The 2,909-nt window shown below is 55.4% G+C and carries 3 protein-coding genes and 1 pseudogene; 3 read left to right on the forward strand and 1 reads right to left on the reverse strand.

Annotated elements, in window-relative coordinates:
- Positions 1-123: 123 nt before the first annotated feature.
- Complete coding sequence (locus tag IVB12_RS28105) at positions 124-603, reverse strand: hypothetical protein (RefSeq protein ID WP_247303957.1); 480 nt, start codon at positions 601-603, stop codon at positions 124-126.
- A gap of 339 nt (positions 604-942) precedes the next feature.
- Between IVB12_RS28105 and IVB12_RS28110 the strand changes: the two genes are divergently transcribed.
- The 3 genes and pseudogenes from IVB12_RS28110 to IVB12_RS28120 all read left to right on the forward strand — a co-directional run.
- The gene (locus IVB12_RS28110; protein ID WP_247303959.1) at positions 943-1,851 is read left to right on the forward strand and encodes a tetratricopeptide repeat protein; all 909 of its coding nucleotides are present in this window, start codon (positions 943-945) and stop codon (positions 1,849-1,851) included.
- Between the two features lie 259 nt (positions 1,852-2,110).
- Positions 2,111-2,695 (forward strand): YdcF family protein, encoded by a 585-nt coding sequence (locus IVB12_RS28115; protein WP_247303961.1) that lies wholly within the window; start codon positions 2,111-2,113, stop codon positions 2,693-2,695.
- A 21-nt stretch (positions 2,696-2,716) separates the two neighbouring features.
- Positions 2,717-2,909: pseudogene (locus IVB12_RS28120) on the forward strand (transposase); the annotation flags it as partial.

Here is a 2,909-nt window from a genome sequence, read left to right on the forward strand (position 1 = left end):
ACTGCATAGGCTGCTCCTCCGAATCGTGGGAGCCTCAAAACGGCGCCCATACCTTGGCACTCTCGTGCCGGTGGAGGAGCCGTCCACAGCATCAACAGCGGAAGTCGTACTGATCCGTTAGACTTAGAAAGCACGATCTCGTTCAGCCTGACCGCGGCGAAGCTGTCGGGAAAATGCAAGCCCTCCGGCGCATCCCGCAAGGCCCCCTATGACAAAGACGGAAATCCATGATCCGAAGTACAAGTTGCCGGCAGGTCCGGTCGACGATAGCCCGAGCCAGATTAGCGTACCAACCACGAAACCAACGATACCGAACGCCCAATGATCAACAGCCCGAATAGTATTCAGGAATGGATATGCGCAGGCTCCCATGACCAAGCTTACAGGAACGGTAATAGCGAAACTGAAAAGCAGTGCGAGCACAAAGGTAGTGGCCCCGCCCACCACGACGCCCGGCAGTTCCGCAACTTTTGTGTGCCCTTCGGCGACCTCGTATATCCCGAACGCCAAATTAGCGAGCGTGAACAGGGTAGCGAACGATGCCGCGCCGACCGCTGACGCTGACCACGCCGCGAGCATCATTGCTCGCACCCAACTCGTCATGATCGAACCTCGCAGCGAAGGCTTTACATCATATGGCTGTTCTACTTTAGGGCGTCGACATTTACGGATTATTGCTGGGGTCGAGATAGACCAATCGATTACAAATGTCCGTTCTGGGGCATGAGCGCCCTTCGGAGCGCCGGCCAACTGCTTCCGGTCTACCCCTAAGAGCCGACCACACGGGACGCTGCCTAGACTTCGCATACGGGCCATAAGGGGAAGCAGCTGGACATACTCGCAACGAAAGAGGCGATCTGTCTCGCTGCACTTTAGATTGCATTAATTTCTGCCGCTTAACTTCTTGGTGGGATGCGTTCATGCTTTAATTGAGAGTTTTCTATGCGCGTTGCACCGCCACTATGTGTGTTCGCACTTTTGGCCATATCATCAACCTGTTCTTACGGTGGGTTTGACGAAGGCGTCGCGGCCTATCGCGCAGGAAACTATCAAGCAGCTTTCAAAGAATGGAGCGTGGCTGCCCAACAGGGTGATGTCGACGCTCAATATAATCTCGGGTGTCTATATCTTCGCGGCGAAGGCGTAGCAGAGAATGGCGCTTGGGCGCTCGAATGGCTTCAACGTGCAGCGGATCAAGGCGACTTGGATGCCTCAACCTGGCTTTTGCTTTCGAAACCCATTACCGAAGACCTTCGCAAACAATTCTTCTCAAGAAAGTTTACGCCGACGGATAAATTCCGGCTTACGTTCGTAGCTACTCTTAGCGATGGCAATCTGCACCGGCGACCGTGCAAGACTGATGCTTCCGATGGCGCCGAAATAGAATCTAATCTTGGAATGCTCTACGAAAAAGGGATCGCGGGCTTTCCTCAAGATGATACTCAGGCCGCCGAATGGTATCGCCGCGCATCCGAACGCGATTTTGCAGATGCGCAAACTCGTCTCGCATTTCTGTATGCTCAGGGGCGCGGCGTCGAAAAGAACCAGGTCGAGGCTGCGCGTTTGTTTCGTAGGGCCGCCGAACAAGGCAATGCCTTTGCTCAGCACGCTCTGGGCATCATGTACGCGACGGGCTCGTTCGGCTATAATAAGGATCTGGTCGCCGCCTATGTGTTGGTTAGCCATGTAGCAGCCTATGCGAGCATCGAGCTTTCCAGCCGAGACTTGGCAAAACTTAGAGAACTCCTTTCGCCCGACCAATTGGCCGAGGGCGAACGGCTCGCCGGGAAATGGCAAAAGGAGATTCGGTGGTCTCCAGAATTGGCCGAACGAATTGGGCCTCCCCACTAGTTTCTCGAAGCTCGTCTGCCTCTTATGCGCTCCAGCCCAATAAAGCTGGACGAAATGATTATGTGGGGTCCGCTTCGGGGTCAAAGGCTGCCCTCGGCAGCCAACATACCCGTGGTCGGGTCATCTCTCGGAAGCCGACATCGCCGGACTCTGGGCTAAGGTCAGCCACGGGCCAGAAACGGACAACTTGCGATTGATCGACTGTGGAGGTAAATCCTACCCTGGGCTTGTGGAACGGTGACTGAATCAGATTGGACCGATGGCAGAACCCGCTCGAACACTGACTGTTGGAGAGATCGCTCGTATAAACTCGGAGCATCTACTTAAAACGTCTCTGCGGTCGGCAGATCTATTGTTCGTTTTTGGCACACGGGATGGCGTGGTGGAGCGCATAGACGCCGCTTACTCACTCTGGCATCGCGGATATTGCCGTTGGCTTCTCGTTAGCGGAGGGATGACCCCGGGCTCCGATCTTTCCGAGTGCCGGACCATAAAGGATGGGCTGGTGTCACGCGGTGTTCCGGCTGACTTGATTTTGGAAGAACATCGCGCGACCAACACGGGGGAGAACGTCATTTTCTCCCTGCCTGTCATCGAAGCGAAGATCGGATTGAGCAAAATACGATCGGTAATTTGCTTAGGCAATTTTTGGACGTCTCGCCGTTATCCGATGACGCTTCACCGACACTGGCCCGATCCGGAAAAAATGCTGGTTGTCGTGAACCATTACGACACCCCCAATGTCCTATGGCACACCAACCCTGAGCTTTGTTCGCGGGTGCTCAGCGAATGGGATAAGATTGAGCCTTACAAGGCAAAAGGTTTCATTGCTGAGTGGCCCTAAAGCGATGTGGGCAGAAATTGTCAGGCCGAGATCTATGCGCGCCAGGGTATCCGGCTTGATCGGGCGACGCTGGGCAACTGGTCCGGCCGCGCCTGCTTCCATCTTCAGCCCATCACGGACCACATGCGCCACCACCTGGCCATGGCGGATCGGCTGTTCATGGATGAGACCAAGGCGCCGGTACTCGATCCGGGGCGCGGCCAAACGAAGAAGG

It is taken from the genome of Bradyrhizobium sp. 179, from assembly GCF_023073535.1.
GTDB lineage: Bacteria > Pseudomonadota > Alphaproteobacteria > Rhizobiales > Xanthobacteraceae > Bradyrhizobium.